The sequence below is a fragment of the Pedobacter planticolens genome (assembly GCF_014172375.1).
GTDB lineage: Bacteria > Bacteroidota > Bacteroidia > Sphingobacteriales > Sphingobacteriaceae > Pedobacter > Pedobacter planticolens.
In genome coordinates this window covers 155,617-176,391 of the sequence record NZ_WNXD01000001.1, presented here as the reverse complement: position 1 = coordinate 176,391, position 20,775 = coordinate 155,617, and the positions used below count along the sequence as shown (strand labels likewise).

The following is a 20,775-nucleotide window of genomic DNA, read 5'->3' as shown; positions in this document are numbered from 1 at the left end:
TTCTATTGTGGTAACGGAATGAAGTCACAGTGGCTGAAATATTCTTTCATCAGTTCCTCTTCTTCTTGGTCAACTATCATCCTCACGATGGCAAGGTTGGATATAGCCCTTGAACAGGCGACATAAAAGAGTTTCTGGTTCCTAAGTCTGGCGTTCGGGTCTGTATGGGTATCATATACACTTTTGAAGTTGTACTTGTTCCAAAGATATTCATCAAGTACCACGATAACATTTTTGATGCCAGAGCCCTTGGTCTTGTGCATCGTAATGTATCCGGTCTCCTCGTTCAGGTAGCTGTAATAGTTGAGCACCTCCTCGAAGGGGATGTCATCTGAAAGGAAACCGATCGCAAAATTCTTCCTTTTCAACTGTTGATGAAAATTGTCGAATTCTTCGTCTGTGATGGCAATATCATGGTTACTTAAGAGTCTGGCACGGGTATTCGATCCACCGTTATAGAGATTTTCTAATACTTTAAAATCTCCGTCCGCCTCCAGCTCGGCAAGAAGCTGTATTCGCGCTACAAGATAGTTCGTGTGGCGTTCGGATTTTCTGATGAGCTTTTTTTCGAGGGCATAGGCCAAAGCCCCCTGCATACTGAGCCCACTTTCCAGTAGATATTTGAAATGGTCACTGAGTACCTGTTTGTCCTTGACCGAGCGGATAACAAATCCCCTTTTCTTCAGTGCGACCATGAGCGGATTATATGCCTGCGCCGAGTATGCCCGGCAAAGTTCGACAAGTTCGGAAACCTGGATCTTCGCCAGTTCCTTCTCGATCTCCTCCTTTACCTCTGTGTAACGATCGTCGAAGAGTTTATAAAGCTTCTTAAATCCCACTTCGGAAGATATGGACTTGTTGGTGAGCATCAGTACCTTGGTATCTGGATGGTCGAACTGAGCCAGGCTTTGGGCGATAAGTTCATTTAGGGCATCGGCATAGGCCGCCTTTTGGTCACCAGGTGAGAAGGGTCCGGGCTTGGCACCGTAACCGCGAAAAAATACTTTTACCTCTCCTTTTCGCTGCTCGGCTGTTTCGCCGTCCTTTAGTGCGACTTCCTGTTCTATACCATCGTTGCGCAGGATGTTGATGTAGTCCACCACGCCCTGCGAGCACCTGAAATTATCTTCCTTTTCCACTTTCCTGAGTAGTCCTTGGTCAACATAATACTGAACGTCGCCTATGCCGTCATCATAGATGCCCTGCATGGAATCGCCGAACAGACCTATTGTTGTGTTGCGGTTCTTTGGCAGCAATTCCAGAAAGATGCGGACTACTTCGGGCGCGGAATCCTGGTATTCGTCGATGAAGATGAAATCATATTTGTCGCTGATGATCTTTGGGAGCAATGGGAACCTTTCGCACAGCGCGCAGGAAATGATAAGCAGGGAATCGTGGGAGAAGCTAAGCTCCTTTAGCGAATCGAACCTTGATTCGTTATAGTGTATCTGGCTGTGGTGCTGAGCTTCTATGATGTTCGCAATGACCTGGTTCAGGGCTTGGATGTCGTCCTGCAGTTGTGCATCAAAGCTGGCGGGGCTTTTGTCATATTCCCTTTTACCGGTCACTTTCGCAGCGGTCTCTCCTGTGATTGAGAACAGTTTTGTGGCGTACTTGGTGTAGACTTTCTTGTATTCTTCGTGTCCCGGAACTGTCGGCTGCTGGAGGTAGAAGATCTGCCCGATCACTTCTTTGATGTTTTTGCGGTAGTTCCTGATCAGTTTGTTAAGGAAAGAGTGAATAGTAGAGATTTCATAGTAATCGCCCACTCTTACAATGATCTCGTCGACGGCGATATTGGTATGGGTAATACAGGCTATCTTTTTGTCGGGATAAGTCGAGGAGATATAGCCGATAATCTCCTTAAGGGATTCGGTCTTCCCGCTGCCGGCTCCGCCCTGCAGGACGAAGTTGGTGAAATCATCCGCCTTTAAATGGTTGGCGTCGATGATCTGTTTGATGGTTGTTATCGCCTGGCTCATTGTGCGATCCATTTAAGCCCCTCTGAAATGTACTTGGGCGTATTCCACTTGATGTCTTTTGTCAACGCAAGGTAGAGGATGGATGAAGCAAAATCAGACTTGCCGCTGCTTTTGAGCACCTTGCCAGTCAGCTCGTAGTAGTCCTTGCGATCGGCCTTGAGTCCTGATTTGTTCTCAAGTCCATTGATGTCATCTTGGCTTACCACGATCTGATCGAGGTTCGTACTCATAAACGCATCCTCGAAGCTCCTGGCATGGTGGCCGTTTTCAGGAGACTGGTAGGCGACCGCTATATCCGGGCTGATCGTTTCTGCGGTGCAAGCTTTGATGGTTTTGAACCAACCGTCGAACTTCTTCAGCTTTTCGGCTTCGGTCTCCCTCTCATCCATTGCCGGAAGCTCCGGTGCGGCAAAGAAATATTTGATGGTCACGTTGCTGGTATTCAATGCTCTGTCGGTTTGACATGCGCTCCAGGTGCGCTTCTTATCCCCCTGCACGATTTCGGTGCCGTCAAGATCGGTAAGGATCAGGGTGCGTATGCCCAGGAATTCGATGAAATGGCGGAACACCTTGGCATTGGCGCCGGCCTCCAAAATGGAGATGTTCTGCGAGGTCAGGGGAACATAATCAGGTTCGGACTCCCGAGAAATATCATATTGTTTGATAAAGTACGGCAGAAGTATCTTTTCTGAAGTTCCCTCGATGAAGATGATCTTTTCGGCAAAGAAAAGTTCGGACGCATATAATGTAAGGTACTGCTTGAGGAACTTGAAATGTTCCTCCTCCCCTTCGTACTTCTTTCTCAGCGCCTGGTGGAAATTCTTTACTTCGATATTCCCCTCCTTCAACCTGAAGTACCGCAGGTCCTTGAAGTCGCATTGGGAGACGATGTGGGAGGAGTGCGAGGTGATGAAGGTCTGTACATTCGGGATCAGTTTGAGTATTTCCTTGATCTTGCGGGCGAAGACGTACTGCATCTGCGGATGGGTATGTGCCTCTGGTTCCTCGATGAAAAGAATGTTGATGCTGCGTGCCTCCTGTTCGAAATACTTTCGCTTGACCTCGATCTGCAGCAGCAAGAAAAGAATGTTCAGGTGGCCCAGCCCGTTCATCGTTTCGGGAAGGTAGCCGTCGGTCTCCCCATAGATGACCTTGGAATAATTGGCTAGTATGGCCTTGGATTCCAGGTTGGAGATGACATTCAGCTTTCCGTCTACGAACTGCCTCACATTTTCGAAGTATGGGGAGAAGTGCTTTTCGTAGGTCTCGTTCAGGCTGGCGTCCATTTCCAGCATCTGGTCATTGATCTTTCCGAAGGCTTCCCTTGCGAATTTGTTCTCGCTATTGAAATAGTCGGTTGCCAGTTCGGAAAGGGCGGTGCGCCTGCCTCCGGAGTGGTCGGAACTTGAGACGTTGCGCTTGGCGTGGATGACTTGATAGTTGATCACCCTGCGGATGTCGGAGATCTTCTTTTCCACCAGCTCGCTACGGTCATGGACCTCCACGTCTTCGTCCTCGCTATAAACATAGTATCGCGTTTGCAGATAGTTGGTGAGGTTTTTTTCAATATAGTCCTTTCGGTTCTTTTCGCTGATCTCCCCAAGATCCTTGATGAGCTCAGCGCTGTTGATGCTGCATTCAAATAAAAGCCTGACGATGTTGTTGGCAGGGTCGAGGTCCAAGATGAAATCCGACAGGTGTTCAAGGTCGTCATGTTCGGTGTAAGCTATGTCAAGAGACATGCGGATGTGGCAGTCACTGAGGTCTGTTCCAGTAAGTATGTCGCGGATCTTTGTTCTAAGGGCGAGCGAAAAGTCGTTGAAGTCGAACTTGATGTTCTCAGGACGGAAGAATTTATCGAACAGCATGATGAAAGAGGTCTTTCCAGAGTTGTTCTTACCGATCAGAAGGGCGAGGTCCTGTTTCTTTTCGATGCTGAGTTCAACCTCGGTTTCCTTCAGCAGCCTAAAATTTTCGATCTTGATCTTTTGGATGTACATTGGCGTTAATTATTTAGCTTCAGTTTATTTTAATTTGAGAGATTGCCTGGTTCAACTCTATTGACTAGGTCAGGTCTTTTCATCCTATTGGATTTTTAACCAATATCTTAGGATCGTTCCAATCCTAGGCTGCACTTGTATACAAATTATAAGCACTTTCGACATGTTTTCTGAAAAAGAATATTATTTCATCATTTGATAATTCAGCTAATGCACAAAAGTTCCTGGTTGGAAATTCTATTATGCCTAGAGATATATATATTTGAAGGATTTCGGATTGTAAGCCAGATGCGATTGCACCCTTTAGACAATCCATTGGTCGCTTGTCTTGTAAAGAATGATTAGCTGATCTTAATTTTGCCATCGTTTGAGTCGTTAAGGCTTTCAAATTAGCGATTTTTTTGCTTATCAAAAAACTTTGTCCATATTAATCTGACCTGCACTGAATGTAGTGAGAAACTAAGTACTAACGTATTTTCTGCCATTTTAAGAAAACCTTATGGCACTGCATTAGCCCCTAGCAATGTGATGAATTGTGTAGTTCGATCACTTTAAAGCTATCAGAATGCACTACCCATTTAGTACAGTTTTGCCAATGGTCATCTTTTGCTTTTTGTCCACTATCAGAAATGGTACTTCTGAAATTTTCAGCAAACCAAACCGCAATCAGTTTTCTTTCTGATAAATACTGTTCAAAGCTTGTCCTATTTACAAGTGTTAGCTCTTGTCGCGTATAAGTAGTTTCCACATTTCTATAATTTACGGCAACTAGGTCGTCCATAGTATTAAAAAATCCCCGACCATCTGTTTTTTGAATATTAAGACCCGACCTGAGCGCTAATGCGGGAATGGTCAGGATATCGCCATCACTATCGCCATCTGACTCGTGTACTTCAGCAACTGTTGCACAGACTTGGAACTCACCATGATCAGTTGATATCCATTTTGCGGCGTCATCTTCCGGCTTACCATTTAAAACAACATCCGTCACTGAGTGGTAGACCCCGCCCGAAATAGACGCGCGCAAATCATCTGGACTAATGTCACCAGTATCAACTCCAACATTTGGATCTTCCAATACCGATTTGATGTCTTCCCACTCTTCCAAGTCAACTAGAACACATGTCATTCTCAGGCGTGCTCTACCTATACCATTTACCTCTGGAAATGAAGTACTGCAATACAATGTAATCCAATCATCTTGGCAATTGTGACTTCCATGCAACTGTAATTTTGAAGGATAAAACCACTTTTTAAAATCCGGAACGAATGCGCGGCTGCTCCAGTTACGTATCTGGCTCAATGTGGCTTTAGAATCAAATGCAAGGGGCTCAGCTATTTCCTCGGGCACAAACCAATTATGAGCGTCTTTATGAAAGTAATGATATCTTAAAGCTAAATCATGATCGGCAGGATTTGAGATATGAAATAATTTTCCATAATCCATTAATCGATTTTCTGTACCATAACCGTTATAGGAAACACGATCAGCTAGGTAACCTTGAATTTCATGAACGGCTAGGTGTGTGTATTTTTCTTCGAAGGTCGCCCATCCACTATTACCGTCCCAAGCTGGCCCAGTTTCTTTATTCCAACCAAGTTTTCTGATGAATGCGATTGCGGCGGCAACAGCAAATTGATTTTGGTTTAGTTTTACGCCATATTTCAATTCATACGGTGCGATGAACACTTTCCCGTCCTCATCTAATCCCCCGCTTTTGTAGGGCAAAAACATCTCGAAGGCTTTTTTGATAACATACCACCCCAAGTCGTCTTGTATTGGAAAACGTCCATCATGTGCAGTATCTAAAGGGTGGGCTGTCAAATTTAGTTCTAGGAGCCGATCTGATACACGATAAGGGGGGCTACATTTAAATAACTCCTCTTCAGTACACATTCCCAAAGCATGCGCCCTTTGAATAAAACTCAAGGCGCCATACCGAACAACTGAATTTGTAATATTCACAATAACACTATTGTCAAATATCTCTATCAATATCCAATCAACTAGAAGGCGGATTTTTGGGTCAGATTTATTCAACTTAGCGGTAATTCCTCGCATTACCGTTGAAAGATCTTCCTGAATCTGAGGATCCCCGCATTTGTATACGAGATCTAAAAGCTTAACAAATCCTTCCAGATTGTAAGCCGCCCAAGTACACAGTTCTGAGCGGCAATGTGCTCGGTATTTATTATTGATCGAACTAAGGGACCATGCCATTAACAATGGCGTTTGATCATACTCATCAAAAAAGTAAATACGCTGACTGTCCAGGTAAAGCGACAAATGGCTGTTATCAATATAGTCATGATAATCAGGGCCTGACCAGAAAAGGTCCCGCTGATAAGTATTGGGAAATTCAATTAACGTCTGATGGATAAAATCAACGCCGAGTCGCAGTTGTTTCCTATGCAAATTAGGAAGAATAAACTCGTTTACAACCAGGTCCCGGTTAACATAGGAACTTAAGAATTTTGTTTTTATGTACTCCAATTGTGGGGCAATTAGCTCGTCTGGACTACTCTTCAACACAGCAAATTGCAAACGCATTATCTGCCTCATGTCCAATGCAGCTTCCCAGTAACCGTCTTTACCCACAAATATGCCATGATCAGTAAAAAGAATGATAGCGGTCAGCGTCCTGATGTATTCATTAGTTGGCTCAAGCAGTGCCGCCGGAAGCATCTTGGTATGACTCCCCGAAATCAATGCGGCATATTTAATTGCCAGTAAGTATTCCATATAGGACTGGATGCCAATTCCATAAAGTTTTTTATCCGGCGAAATCCCATCTTCAGACGGAATGTGCTGGACCTGAAAAAATCCATGATCTGCCAACATTAACATGATTTGAGCAACGGTACCTTTATCCAACAAACCTGACATCTGCTGAAAAATCCGGTTACGCAGATCTTCACGTTCTATTTGTTTGGTTACCATAAATTCTTCAGCTGAAAAAGTGAGCACCTTCAACATCACCTGTTCATCCTCAGCAAACTTTTTTGGAAATTTCCTTAGGCATTCAGCTTCCAATCTGTCGATTTTAATCTTTAGGAGTGCCCCTAGTGTGAAATTAGCTGGCTTGGGGGAAAATGAGGAAACATTGCGGCCCTGGTTGATTTCACAAAAGAGCCTTAGTGTCAATGCATTTTCAAAAGCATCTAAAATCCAACTGTTCTCATTAAAAGTGATATCATATGCGCTCAAATACTTTGGCACCAAATCCCGGAGGACATAATCCCCATATTCGGGCAAGTCGATGCGTATTTGACCCAAATCATTATCGGGAAGATCACATGGGTTCATATTTAGAGGAGGATATGACCTCGCAGTGGCCATAAAGCGGATAATCGGCATTTTTATGATCCACTCCTGCGCCTCGAGCAGGCGGGTGCGCCATGCTGACCAATCATCTGCCTCATCAATACCGTCAATACAGATAAGAACCCGGCACATTCTGTTCAAAAATTTTTCCCCCGTCTTTTTACCTCCTGCTTGACTAACACTTTTTCTAACTGCCAATGCCTCCAGACCAGTGAAAATTTCTTCATCGCTCCAGTCATTGCAACAGTCCAAATACCCCCGAAGGATGTTTCCCCAACTCTTGCAGGCGGCATCCTTCGCCGCTATGATTATTGCGGGTCGACCTTCGGCTAAACATGATTCAACGACATTAGCCAGGGCGTGGGTTTTCCCGGTACCCACGGGACCAAGGATACTGTAGTTGTGCGGGCTGAACAACTGTATTAAATCTTTAAAATATCCCTCAAGATGAATCTGATGAACCTCTTTTAATACAGAGATCAGTTTCGGATATAAATTTCGAAGTGTGTTTATTTTCGGCAACTGTTCAATATCAGAAATCAGTGCCCATATATTCACTTCACCTGGTATCCTAATTCGAAAAGGACATAACTGACGCTCTAAATCTTCAAGTAACTCATCGAAAACTTCGATGTATTCCAGCAGTTTGTCTCTGAGTTCCAATAATTGGCTGTTGATGAGCGGAGCAGCCGTATTTAGATTTGAAAAATTAAGTATCAAATCACAAGCAGAATGCACCACCATTCTAACCTTGAGGATATCAGAACGTTTTTGATCAATAAAGGCAGGGGTGTAGAGAAGTTCCTCAATATAGGTCGCGATCTTACCAGTGGCATGAAGATCAGGGACATAACGTTCATTTAGCCACCCTACTTTTGCTAATCTAAATCGGAGGTCTAGGGTATCAAAAGAAATTTCCTCCTTATCAAACCAGTAACGTGCAATCCCTTCGTTTCCAGCCTCAGCAAGTTCCAGCAACAAACGGTCTTCGAACCACAATTCGATAACAAGATTTGGAAATTCTGTGTTAAACTGTGACAGAAGCAAATTTAATTTCGTCTCTTCATCGTCGATTAACTTGCCTTCTTGGCCTTTTTTCTTACTGAAACGTTTCCTTGGGAAACAAATGATATAACAGGATAATTCAGGCCGTACCGCTATGGCTGTTCGAACAGATTTTTCAATCTGATCTCTTTGTCCTTTATTAATTGAGCGCAAAAAATATTTTGCCTGAAGGCCAATTATTGATCCATCATTAAATACACCATAAGCCTCAACACCCCCATCGCCACCAGCGCCATTGACAACAGAAAAATATGAAATTTCCGCTGCATACATTCGATTTAACCACCTTTGAAAAAGTTGTGTACACAACGATTCAAAAGCCTCCTCTGGCGAACTATTGTAGTTGTTAAGCCTTCCTATGTTCATGTTTCACCCCATTTAAAAAATTCCTCAATTCCCAATAATACGTTATTGTATTGTTAAATTAACAAATACTTCCACACATATCGAATTCCGCTAAACTCAGGAAGCTTTTAATAAAAATTGAATAAAGCTTTCTCATAGATGAAATAAATGTTGCTATTGATAAAAGCCTTTCCCAACTCAAATAAAGACTTCTATAATCACTTTTCAAGCACTTAAAGGCCGCAAAAAAACGCCTCTATCTCTATAGACGTTTCCAATTTTATTATTAGGGTTTAATTAAAAGCCTTTAAGCCACTTTTGGCAAAGCGTTGGCATAAATCAAAGGCGGTTTGGTTTCGCTGTAAGGCCGTGCCGTACATAATGGATTTAAATTTGCTTTCCTCATCCTTATAATTCCGCACGTTCTGAAAATAACCATTAACCGCATTATATGCCCCATACAAAGTGCCTTTTGTGGTATAATCCTGCTGGGATTCGTGCGAACCTGCATAGTCTAAAACCGCACTTATCGAATTATTATAAATGCTGGACAGCTGCTCATACCTGTTACTTTGTAGGCTTTGCAAGGTTTCCTTATTGGGAGCCATTGCCATTTGCACCAATTTTTTAACTTCGGAATCTGTAATGCGGATTTTTGCCCAGCTGTTAAATAATTCTTCCATTTCTGATGCTAAGAGATTGGTAATGCCCAGTAGTTCGTGCGCCTGTTTGAGCCTGTCGGTTGCGCTCGAGGTGTGGCGGATCTTGATGCAATTTGATTTACTGCGCATTGCCGCATTCAGCGTATTTTGGCAAACGATGCGAACAGGGGTAAATGCTGCCGTAATACTTCCGTATCCATCGTGCGAGGTGGTCAAAAATAGATACTGCTCTATCAAATCATTTCTTCCAACACGGATATAATCGGGCAACTTGGCGGTAATAAAAATCTTTTCGCCCTTACCCAGTGCGCCAGCGGTTTCATAAAGAATCCCATCTTTTCCGCCAACAATCGAATCAAAAAACGTGAAGGCATCAATGTTTTGCACCACATGGTAATCTTTGCCAACTACGCCCAAAACTTGGTCGGTATCCGTTCTTACTGTAGCGTAAAAATCATTTACTTCAACCTCTGGAATGATTAAATCGGTCTGTCCGTTTTGGTTTTCAGAATCATAGGTAAATAAAGGGCGTTTCTCTACCAAGTAATCTAGCTGCGCATGTTTGATAGCTTCGGCGCTTGTCGGGTAATCCGAGATAATTTGCCCAAGGTTGTGCCAAGCCTTTTCCTTCACGCTAAAAAAACTGTGTTTCTGCGTAGTTTCGTTATAATTAAGATTGTGTGCCATGATTGATATTATTTATGTTCCTAACTCGGGTCAATAAGATTTCGGTTTCCAAGATTTTAACTTTTGGCGTGTCTGGCAAGAGAAATTTAGAATGGGTTTCCACCTCATGGACTGCATCGGAAACAGTAGTTAGTTCGGTCTCTGCCATTACCCTAACCATTAGATAAAGGGTGTGATACTTTTTCATAACAATAGATTTTTAGTGAATAGATAGCCCCTTGCGCTATTATGCGCAAAGGGCAAAGATTTTAGGCAGGGATCACCAAGTTGGCTTCAATCTCTGACAATTTGCTAGTGCAAAGTTTGTTGACAAACTCGGCAACTGCCTTAATGATAAATGGGTTTTTAGTGGTGAATGAATTTCTGTCATCGTCCTCAATGGTGAGTTTACAACCTTGAAAGTGGGTAGACTCGATATCCTCTGAATCATCCTCTTGAACCATTACCTTAAAATCATCAAGGGTCTTAATGGTATTCAACAGGTTGTCACGGTGAACCTTTCTTTTGTGCAACTCTTCAACAAGCTTTAAAGTGCCTTCCAAATTCAAGGCAGGTTTTTCTGATGCTACTGGTTTTTCCTCTGTCTTTGGCGAATCGGCTTTCGGTGCCTCGATCTGTGGCTGCGCCGAGCTTAGCCCGTTAGCAGTCGGGGCAACATCTATTTTTTTTGCATCGTCTTTTTTATCCTCAAAAGCCGTGCTATTTTGCAAAGCTCTACTTTTAGCCTGTGGCGTTTGTACTGCTGTCGCTGCGGCATTTGCTCCGTTGCCATTTGCTTTTCCATTTAATTTAATTGTGTTCATAATTTCTGTTTTTAAAAATTTGGGGTAATGAAATTTGATTAATTGCCCTATGGGCGTTGGGTTTTTAATTTGGGCGTTCAATTTTTGCGAACTGCTTTTTCTTGGTGGGCTTCTGTCTTTTACTGTTATCATGGCTTAAATATTTAGGTCAGTCGGCTAGCGCCTCCTGGCTTTTTGTTAAGCCCCTCACCTTGATACAATTGATTTTCAAGACAAGACTTTGCGAAAAAAAACCTCGTCCAGCACAGCTGGACAGGGAAGATTTTTTCAGCAAACCCCTTGGGGGCTCGGTCTTTTCGGAAAATCAATTGTTCAGAAATTTGCTACTCAAAAAGGTTGGATGTATTAGAAATCATTTCAGTAATACTGTTATCATAATGTTTTAAGCTCCAGTAATCATGCTTGGTGTTAATCAAATTCCTTTGACATTGAACTTTTGTGGATAATTTTATCCAGCGACAACCATGTGAATGAAGTAAATTGGCTTGATGGCAGATAAAAAAACAAAAGGTTACAAACCGCTGTTCAGCGCTGAATTCCTTTCCGGCTACCTTTTAAATTTCGACTTATCTACTGTTAGTGGGATCAAAAAGAACAGGGAAATAATCTCGAACTGGGCTGACACCGATGAGTCGGGAAAATTGGATTTGATGAAAGAGGAAAGCATTAAATCAAGGTTTTTACTTGAAATATTCGGCCAACTGCTTGGCTTCAATTATAAAAACACTGGAAAATGGCTTTTTCAGGAAGAACAAAGATCAAAGGTCGGACAGACCAAACCCGATGGAGCTTTAGGAACATTCTACATCAGTGAGGATAGGATTAAAAGTGAAGTTAGGATAGTTATAGAAGTCAAAAATTCTTCTGCGTTACTAGATGACAAACAGCTTCGGAAAACTGGGATATCTCCTGTCGATCAAGCCTTTTTATACTCCACAAAGATGGAGGGCAAATGCAAGTGGGTAGTGGTGACCAATCTTAGGGAGATACGATTCTACCGCGCCAATGACCAAAGTCGCTATCAGCGTTACCTGTTGACCGAGCTTTTGCATGAAGAAAAACTTAAGGAACTATTATATCTGTTCCATCGAGACAGGCTAGACAACCAATTGGAATCAACAACCGAAAAGTTGCTTGTCATACACCAAAAATCCTTGCCCAGGGAAATCACAAATGCACATATCATCGACGAGCTCCATTTGAGCCTTAAACGCTTCGAGGAAATGAACTTTGTCAGCCCAAGACTGATAGCCAATTTACGGCCCTTCAATGTTTTGGATAATTATGTGTGGCATTATAGTCCATCGGGCAAACTCTTCACCCTGAACTTCCAGATTTTTGAATTAATCCGAAACCTCAAGTATGTTCAAGGTGAGTTGCAAATCGAGCCCGAATATGAGAAAGCCTTAATAAGCGAGCAGGTAATCGAATACCGAAAGAAATTGGATTTCATTTTTGAAAAACTATATCGGTCACAGATATATGCCATTTCTGCATTGAAAAGCCTAGAAACAACCAAGGAGGAAAAAAAACACACCATTGGCTTTTCCTATCGCCACCCTGTACCTATAAACGCTGGTAATGGAGCGATACTTAAAATCAAACCAAAAAGCGTTACTGATTGCGATTGTCTTTCTTGCAATTACAGGTCCCTTGATTTCAGGAAACTCATAGGCAAGGTTGAGAAAATTGAGGCTCAGGAAGATTACAATCCACTTGAACTAGCTTACGGACATTATCTTATCTCTACCGATAATCACAAAAGGTCATATAAAATCCTCAAGGACATAGAACATGATACCAAAGGGGTCGATAAGCACATTCTTCTACACTTTGCCGCGAAGTTCAATCTGTTGTACCATTATAACCTTTTCTACGACGAGGGAGATGGCAAGAAGATACGCAAGGAATTGTATAATATAGACCTAGATAGGTTGATCAATAACGAAATTGATATTTATGTTGATAAAGAGGTCAGAAAGCTTCTGGTGGACATAAAAGATGACAAGCTATTTAAGGATGCGATTCACAATTGCAGGGAAACCCTGCAGCAAATAAAGGAGATGAAATCCCTCTATGAAAGGGGAGGCGAAATGTCGGGGCCTAACTACCCCGAATTGATCCATGATGAATACCTTAAGGTTTATGGGCACTTTCAACAGAATTATCTCGTCCGAGATGTTTTCAGTAGTTACCGGGAATACGTCGAACTGGTTTTTGAGGCTATGCTAACAAGCGCTCAGACCATAGGCGCGGGACTTTCAATCATAAGGGAGTTCTACTTGACCGAGGCTGTCATTTACGCCTCCAATTCCAGGGTAAAGGAGTTGTTGGCCAGGATGGGAAGGATACCAATGGAGCGGGAACAAAAACATATTTTCCTGAAAAAAGCGGAGGCTTTCTTCTCATCGTATGTTAATGTCGGAATATTTGGAAACCTCTCAAAGAATGAGCTTATCGCTCGACAGCTCCACAACTGGAGGTTCCACGACAAATTCAATGATATGTTTAATAATTTATGCACTTTATTGTCGCATATCGAACCGTCAAGGGAGGAGTTTTTACCTTTATCCGAACCTATAGTGAGATTTATTGCTGTGGATGATGATCTTCGGTGGTGGGACGTTCAACAATTGGGCAAACTGATTACTTCAGTTGATATTCTTAACGAAAAACAGCTTTATGACCTGTTAAAATCCTCTATTGGTCCTCACCGATATCCTAAAGGCAACAAGTATAAAACCTTGATTAATGATATTTGCCAGGCCATGGAAAAATTTCACCCGGGCTTTTTGCTCACGGATGAACATACCGTAAGGGCTGCAATATTAAGTTGTCACAATGAAGGCATAGCTGATCTGCTGCCATTGGCAGCAATCTGGAAAATATCCAGCTTGGAAAACCAACGGTTATTAACCTTGGAATTCGAGCGGCAATTGGATAACAATTTCAATGAAGATTTTTATGAACATTTACTCAAGCAAAAGATCATCCCACATGACCGAAAAGACTATCTTTTTAGGTTGGCCAACGAGGTGAACAAGTTTAAGGTAATTGGATATACTGGTATGGAAAATGGCAATGCGAAATTTACACACACGGTACACATCAACTTCCTTATGATCCCCTACATTCTAAACTTGGATTTTGGGTTACCAGAGTTTGAGGTGTTGGATACCTTGTCCCCATTTGAAAGCTGGCTGAGAAACCCACTCAACTTTGACTATGAAAGCTTTGAGCCTAACTGGCTGCTCGCATGCAACAAATTCGTTCATGAACGTTTGAAAGGAAATCAACTGATTGCCCTATCATTGGAAGATAACCTTAGGAAAAGTTTTGATAAAAAACTAGCCGAGATCTATTTTGGGTATTTCGCAAAGACATGATCTGCATGGATTGAACTAGGGCCTTTCAAATTAGCAGGGATAAGGGATTGCCGCTTCTGGTAAGTTGCCTGAAGATTTGTCAGCCACGTTGCCTGCCCTTTCTTACAACGTCAAAAGATTTAATGTTAAGCTCTTTCAATTTTTCAAAGTCTACATTGATATTAAGGTTCATCTTATTCCGATAAAAGTTACCATCGTGTAACAGGTCATATATATTCGCCTTGCGTATACTATAGTCCCTTAGATCACCCGCTTTTAGCCAAACCTGATGGGAATTCTTTCCTTCCTCGGCAAGCTCGTCCACTACAAAGGAGTCTACCCGGGGATAAAAAAGTGGCTCGGCCAGTAAACAATACCTGATTAGCTCAACAATTCTTTCTACCAACTGTTGATGATCGTGTAGATCAATTTTACGGGCGGAAACTTCAATTAACAGCAAACGGTTTTCCTTAAATACTAGCTGCTTAGCAGGAAGCCCTCTATTATTGCACTCCTGCGCAAAAACCATGGCAAAATATTCCTGCTTTGCCTTCTCGTCAAGATTGTGATCAGACCATATCGGGAGGTAAAAATCGTCGCAGTTCTTCCGCCATAACTCAAAGGCTTCAACTGATGCAAGTTTTTCGGCAAATTGAAAACTCACGTCTCTTTGTTCTTTTATAAATCCAATGATGTCAAGACCAAAAATGTTCATCGATACGTCGATGGCAGTTGTAAAATCTATCAGCGACTGGATATGGACAACGAGCTCAGCTTCGGTCAACCTCAAAAAATCGCTTATACTGGGATCGCTACCCCTTTCAATCTTTTTAAAAACTATTCCCTCGGGAAGATAATCAATGCTATCAGTTCCTGCGTGAGACACCGCATTTCTGATAATGGGAAAGTAGCCGCTTAGCAATTTTGTTTGCGATAGTTTTTTAGAGGCATATTGGAATTTGCTAAACTCGGCCGAGGAGAGATTTGCTTCCAAAAAAGACTTAAAATTTCCATCAATCATTTTAAGGCTACCCACTACGATGGAAAGGTAAGGATCAAACATGTCAGAGACAATGTTCCTGTACAAATTGACCAATTCAACTTGGTAAAACTCTCCCCCAGCATTGGATTTTAGCCTATCCCATTGGGCAAAAATGTAGAGCTGATGTTTCTGAGTTGCCCGAATGGCACGCTGGCTTTCAAAGAACATCTCATTGACGAAATTTTTATTATCTATCTGAAAAGCCTGATGGAACAGGGAGATAACTTGAGCGATCAACACATCACCGTTCTCCATTGTTGAAAAATTTTCGGCTGCCTGTTTCTCCACCTCCAACAGTGATTCTGCCAAGTCTGTAGCCGATAGTGGGTCAATTTTTAGGTGCTGAGTATATCTCATATGCGAAAATAACTATAATAATTAATCCTTCATCTAAACATCACTTAACAGACACTTGAGTCGAAACAAAAAAAGGGCCTACTAAACCCTTTCTCCTTGGCAATTAAAAGCTAATTGACCAGTTCGCTACCTGCTGAACCTTGTGGCAAATCAGGCGCAACGCATCCAATCAATTCTGACTCCAAGACCTTGACGCCCTCGGATTCCATCATTTTCATTTTCAGCTTTTTCCGAAGCTCTAACGCCGTTTCCTCGGTCGATGGTAAACTGGTATCCAATACCAGTTTCACGATTACTACAAGTGTTTCCCTTTTCATAAGCTTTACATTAACTGTTCATCAGCCAAGGACAGATAGCCATGCCCCGAAATAATCAAATGGTCAAAAACCGTAATGTCTAGCAGCATTCCCCCCTCACAGATTTTTTTGGTCATTTGCAGATCCGCAGACGAGGCGACTAGGTTTCCGCTGGGGTGGTTGTGCGCCAAAACGATGGCACTCGCGCCAGCTTTCAGCGCAACCGAAAAAATCAGTTTTGCATCTACCAGACAATCCGACATACCGCCCCTTGAAATCTCGCAAATCCCCAAGACCGCATTATTGCGATTAAGCAATATGATCTTAAACTGCTCCTGTAGCTGCAAAAGTCCAAAATCCCAATTCTGTAAAAGGATCTGATAAACTTCCTGCGAGGTGCAGACCTTTGCACGCTCACAGGCCTTAAATTTTGGGGAGTAGCTAATCTTGATTTCTGCAACCCTGCTTAATGGAAATGTTGTTTTTTTCATGGCTTTAGTTTTTATCAGTCGGCTCGAGCCTCCTGGCTTTTTGTTAAGCCCCCTCACCTTGACACCATCATTTTTCAAGACAAGGCTTTGCGAAAAAAAACCTCGCTGGCGAAGCCAGAAGGGAAGATTTTTTCAGCAAACCCGCTAGGGCATGGCCTTGACGGAAAAAGGATGGTTCAGAAATTCGCGCCCCAAAAGGCCAAACGGGTTTTTCTGTGACATAGAAAATCATCTTTCCATCCCTTCCAAAAGCCCAAAGAATGCTGGAGTTGCTACTGGAGTTGCTACCTTTGAGTAGAGGCATTTATATAGCAGATTTAAAGAAGTAATTTTAAATTTGATTGATATGAAACACAGGGTATTTGATGATGAATTCAAAAAGATGGCTGTAGAGCTATCGAAATTGAAAGGTTCGGTAAAAGATGCAGCCTACGAACTTGATATTACAGCATCACGCTTGAGTAAATGGCGTAATAATCCACAATTCAACGGCGGCAAGATTATGATGGATGTTGCAGGTCTTAGCGCACATCAGCCTATCGTTTTAACAAAGTTAACAAATATGCATTTGAAATATTCTTAAGTCAATTAGAGAATTCAAATTTGTTAACTTGCATCCTAAATTAACAATCTCAAAATGGCACCCTTAAAAACTGGCAATGCATCAACTTCAACGGTAAGATGGAATATCGTGTACCACGAACTTGCCTTGGCCTTGGCCAAAATCAGGACTGACTACGGTAAAAAAGCAGGCTCTCATCTTCATAGCGTCTTAGTAAGAGATGCAAAGTTTTTAAGTAGCAATCAATGGTTCGCTAAATATTCGTCCATCAAAGTACAACTTATAGACCCGTTGGTATTGTTTGCAAGTTTGAACGCGTCTATGTCGAAAAGAGAAAATAGGCTATTACGGGTAAATACCTTGTGTCGTATTTTACTTGACAAAACTTTTAGGGATATCGATTTTAGCGGCTGCCCCACCCCTATAAGCATCAACTTGATGTCTATACGCAGTAAACAAAACCAGGAAACAATATGGTGGATCTTTGAGCATTCACTGAAACTTGGCCCTTCATTTCTCGAAGAGGCTGTGTTTGAAAGACTTCAATACATTAGAGGAATCGATATTGTATCCTTTACAATTTTTCTGTTTTGGATTGATTCCAATAACTTTTTGCCCTTGGACAAAAATACAGTGGGCTTCCTCATACAGACAGGGCGTATTGAAGTCGCACCAAAAGGATACGCTGAATATATTAAACTATTAGTAGACCATGATCAACCATACCTTGAAACTGCAACAATAGCCTATCAGTTGGTCAATAGTCCTTCTGAAACCCCTGGAGATCATAGCGACATTAATGACGAGAAATTACCGTCAAGCAACATTGGAAACTTCCGAGTAATTGGAATTAAACCGTTACAAGGGTTAAATAAAAACTTGAAAAAGGTACTTGAATTCGATAAGTCTTATTGTTTTTATAATGCATTCAACATTGAAGATTTTGAAAATATTACCTATGACCCAACTCTAGAGGCACATATCTATTCGCTAAAAAATCTACCTATAAACATCTCAGCCATTGTAGGAAAAAATGGTCAGGGAAAAAGTACGATAACAGAACTAATTTATATCGCAATTAATCTATTGTCAAAAACTCATTCTAATTTACAGACTGATCTAGAACACATACCGGAGTTCGATTTTGAACTATACTATATAGCAGATTTCCTCTACTGTATTAAATATATCGAAAGCGAGGTTTTTATTTATCGTTATGAATCTGAAGATAACCTTTTTGCTAAACCTAAGAAAATTGAAACAAATAAATTCGACCTAAGTCAGTTCTTCTTTACAATTGCAATTAACTATTCATTTTACGGACTAAATAGTAGGCATATTGGAACTTGGATTAAGCCTCTTTTCAAAAAAAATGATGGATATCAGTTACCATTAACCATTAATCCTTATAGAGAAGAGGGCAATATCAATGTGAATATTGAAGAGGGTTTAACTAAGCAGCGCTTGATGACAAACCTTCTTTTACCTGAACCCGAAAATACCCAAGAGATGAACCTGCGAAAACTCACTCAAAAAGCAAGTGCAGACAACTTAACACTCGCTCTTGATAAAGGCAAGTTTTCGAACCTGTACAGAATTGCTATCAAAGATACATCAGGAACCAAAGCGATTGGTTTTGACGTGACTTCCAAATATTTTATGCGGGTTTTGACGAAGGTCTGTACAAAATTTGGGCTTGATTCTTCACTGATCCCTAAAGATATTACTCAGCGGAATACCGTCACAGATTATGCATTTTGGTACATCTTAAAAAAACTGATAAGTATTGCAAGAACCTACCCTACTTGGACCTATTTCGATACGAAAACTAACAAGTTCTCGGGATATATTGAGTTTATAAATCGCCTATTCGATGATTATAGCCATATTACATACAAGCTCAGACAAGCAATAAATTTCATCAAGTTTGATCATATTCGAAAACATTTAACCCAAGCTCCAGATTTCGAAGCAGCAAAGGTTCCAATCGATAAACTCTCCTTTGATATTGAGTCAATACTTTCCAACTCTGATGAGCAAAAACTGGAAACTATTCATTTAATACCGCCCACATTCTTGCAAGTATCAATAAATTTAGATGACGGGAGCAAATTAGACCACTTAAGCTCTGGAGAAAAGCAACGCATATATGCCATAAGTTCTGTTGTCTATCACCTTTACAATCTCAATTCTGTGAGCGTGAAAGAAGAATTTGTCAATTACCGATACATCAATATCATTTTTGATGAAATTGAACTTTATTTCCACCCCGAAATGCAACAAGATTTTATCAACCATCTTTTAAGTTACATTTCTAGGATCAACCTAGACCGAATAGCTGCCTTAAACATCCTGATTATTACGCATTCCCCATTCATACTATCTGATATACCAAATCCGAATATCTTATTTTTAGGAAAAGCTGACACTGACATTAAAACGTTTGGCTCAAATATCCACGACTTACTTGCAAATAGTTTTTTTATGGAGGGATTTATGGGTAACCATGTTAAAAAAATTATCGTCGAGTTAGCAAACTACCTTAGCCCAGATTCGGTAGAGAAATCAGAAGACTGGTCCAAGGAGCGGTCGCTGAAAGTTATCAATCTTATTGGTGAACCCTTGATCAAACAAAGGCTGCTTGATATGCACGGTGCTAAATTTAAAGAAGAAATCGGCAAAGAACAGTTGATTGAAGAATTGGAACTAAAACTTAAATTCTTAAGAGGTGAGACAGATAAATAATACGCAAGAACTAAAGCAAAAAGTTGTTGACTTTAACAAACTACTGTTTAAGGATAGGCAATCAAATTTTCAAATGCCGGCTTTTAAACTAAAAATGCTTGAAAAAAAAATTGCGAGTAAGCCAGGTCTGTATGCGCCTCTAGGAGGCAAACCGATTTTGTACCTTCAAAAAATAAGAAGGAATTATCAACAAATATTGAGCGCTGATCAAGATGAAATCGCTATTTTAATCAAACAATTCGACAAGCTAATGTCTGCTGAACAAATCACAGAAAAATTCTGGGAAGCTATTGTTGAAGCCATGAGGTATGAAGCCTTAAGAGATAGGGAATTTTTAAAGATATTAAATCCACTGAAGATTAAGACCTGCATATATTGTCATTCGCAGTTGACTCTAACAATCGAAAAAGCAGTGGCTGCTCATGATAACCCTGACGAAGGTATCCTCGCAGGGGACATAATAGAATGGACGGGAAAATTAGAACTTGATCATAAGTATCCAAAATCCAAATATCCCTTCCTCTGTACGTCATTCTATAATCTATATCCAGTTTGCGGCTCATGCAATAAGGCCAAAAGCAACAAATCCTCGGATTTTTTTCTGTATCACACTGGCCCGCAATTCACCTTATTCAAATTTGCTCTTTCCAATGACTCTGTGATAAATTATTGGGCGGATAAAAATCCAGCCCACATTAAACTGGTATTCAACCACATAGACCCCAATGAAGAAAATGATAAGAAAGCAAAGACCTATGACGACATGTTTAGCATAAGCAAGATATATGATACGCAAAAAGATATCATAGTGGAGCTTATTCATAAACAACAAGTCTACACAAAGGAATACAACGAAACCCTTATTAATAATTTCAACAACCTCTTTCCTGACCAAGGTATGCTATCCAGATTAATCATAGGCACATATGTGAATGAAAATGATGTGTTCAAAAGACCAATGTCAAAATTCATTCAGGATATTTCAAGAGACATCAATCTCATCGATGAAGATGGAAATCTTTGCAGTAATATTATTTAAGCTTAATCT

General features: G+C 41.2%; 12 protein-coding genes. 4 read left to right on the top strand and 8 right to left on the bottom strand.

Translation table 11 applies throughout. The features are described from left to right. Positions 1–2 precede the first annotated feature (2 nt). From GM921_RS00715 to GM921_RS00695, 5 genes are all read right to left on the bottom strand, one after another. Positions 3–1,982 carry a UvrD-helicase domain-containing protein gene (locus GM921_RS00715; protein ID WP_182920694.1) on the bottom strand — a complete coding sequence of 660 codons (1,980 nt, stop codon included), beginning with the start codon at positions 1,980–1,982 and terminating at the stop codon, positions 3–5. After that, entirely contained in the window at positions 1,979–3,982 is a 2,004-nt protein-coding gene (locus GM921_RS00710; RefSeq protein ID WP_182920693.1) for an ATP-dependent nuclease, read from the bottom strand. Before GM921_RS00710 ends, GM921_RS00715 begins: the two co-directional genes overlap by 4 nt. A gap of 517 nt (positions 3,983–4,499) precedes the next feature. After that, complete coding sequence (locus GM921_RS00705; protein WP_182920692.1) at positions 4,500–8,738, bottom strand: hypothetical protein; 4,239 nt, start codon at positions 8,736–8,738, stop codon at positions 4,500–4,502. A 272-nt stretch (positions 8,739–9,010) separates the two neighbouring features. Continuing rightward, positions 9,011–10,066 (bottom strand): DUF932 domain-containing protein, encoded by a 1,056-nt coding sequence (locus GM921_RS00700; RefSeq protein WP_182920691.1) that lies wholly within the window; start codon positions 10,064–10,066, stop codon positions 9,011–9,013. Between the two features lie 248 nt (positions 10,067–10,314). Next, a complete protein-coding gene (locus tag GM921_RS00695; protein WP_235969754.1) occupies positions 10,315–11,001 on the bottom strand; it encodes a hypothetical protein in 687 nt (228 codons plus the stop codon). Between the two features lie 356 nt (positions 11,002–11,357). Here GM921_RS00695 and GM921_RS00690 point away from each other — a divergent pair, with 356 nt between their 5' ends. After that, the gene (locus GM921_RS00690) at positions 11,358–14,255 is read left to right on the top strand and encodes a hypothetical protein (RefSeq protein WP_182920690.1); all 2,898 of its coding nucleotides are present in this window, start codon (positions 11,358–11,360) and stop codon (positions 14,253–14,255) included. Positions 14,256–14,334: 79 nt separating this feature from the next. Here the strand turns inward: GM921_RS00690 and GM921_RS00685 are convergent, their stop codons facing one another. From GM921_RS00685 to GM921_RS00675, 3 genes are all read right to left on the bottom strand, one after another. Then, entirely contained in the window at positions 14,335–15,633 is a 1,299-nt protein-coding gene (locus tag GM921_RS00685; RefSeq protein ID WP_182920689.1) for a hypothetical protein, read from the bottom strand. A 110-nt stretch (positions 15,634–15,743) separates the two neighbouring features. After that, positions 15,744–15,950: a hypothetical protein gene (locus GM921_RS00680; RefSeq protein WP_182920688.1), complete on the bottom strand. Its 207-nt coding sequence runs from the start codon at positions 15,948–15,950 to the stop codon at positions 15,744–15,746. Between the two features lie 5 nt (positions 15,951–15,955). After that, positions 15,956–16,420 (bottom strand): JAB domain-containing protein, encoded by a 465-nt coding sequence (locus GM921_RS00675; RefSeq protein WP_182920687.1) that lies wholly within the window; start codon positions 16,418–16,420, stop codon positions 15,956–15,958. A gap of 346 nt (positions 16,421–16,766) precedes the next feature. On the opposite strand from GM921_RS00675, the gene GM921_RS00670 reads away from it, so the two are divergent. From GM921_RS00670 to GM921_RS00660, 3 genes are read left to right on the top strand one after another with little or no spacing between them, the layout of a single operon-like run. Beyond that, positions 16,767–17,003 carry a transposase gene (locus GM921_RS00670; RefSeq protein WP_182920686.1) on the top strand — a complete coding sequence of 79 codons (237 nt, stop codon included), beginning with the start codon at positions 16,767–16,769 and terminating at the stop codon, positions 17,001–17,003. 54 nt (positions 17,004–17,057) lie between these two features. Next, positions 17,058–19,727 carry an AAA family ATPase gene (locus GM921_RS00665; protein ID WP_182920685.1) on the top strand — a complete coding sequence of 890 codons (2,670 nt, stop codon included), beginning with the start codon at positions 17,058–17,060 and terminating at the stop codon, positions 19,725–19,727. Next, positions 19,711–20,766, top strand: coding sequence for a hypothetical protein (locus tag GM921_RS00660; RefSeq protein WP_182920684.1), 1,056 nt, complete (start codon positions 19,711–19,713; stop codon positions 20,764–20,766). Before GM921_RS00665 ends, GM921_RS00660 begins: the two co-directional genes overlap by 17 nt. Positions 20,767–20,775: the final 9 nt, after the last annotated feature.